Source organism: Pseudomonas amygdali (assembly GCF_002699855.1).
GTDB lineage: Bacteria > Pseudomonadota > Gammaproteobacteria > Pseudomonadales > Pseudomonadaceae > Aquipseudomonas > Aquipseudomonas amygdali.
Window position 1 is genome coordinate 1 of the sequence record NZ_LKBW01000237.1, and the last position, 319, is coordinate 319.

The window sequence follows — 319 nt, forward strand, 5'->3', positions numbered from 1 at the left end:
CTACAAGGCTTTTTCGTTTCCGTCTGCGCCGGAAGTGGCGCGAATTATAGACAGATCACAGAGGCCGTCAACCGTTAATTTCAAAATCACCGAAATTGCCCGTTTCGTGATTGCCTATATAGAAGGAAAAGCAAAGATTGCGCAATATATTGCCCATGCATCGATTGTTGCGCATCATGTTCGATTATCAGTGCCCGGATCACACCCAGGATGTACAACCAAAATGTCTGAGAAACCCCACACTATAGCGTCCGCCCTTTTCCCCCTAGGAATGGTCTGAAGTAGGCCGCTATTTTTAGACTGCTGAGCCATAGCCGCT

Annotated in this window: 1 protein-coding gene; it reads left to right on the forward strand. The window is 47.6% G+C overall.

What is annotated here, in order from left to right:
• Window positions 1–280: hypothetical protein (locus AO277_RS28795; RefSeq protein ID WP_218962516.1), on the forward strand; the 280-nt coding region annotated here is incomplete at its 5' end.
• Window positions 281–319: the final 39 nt, after the last annotated feature.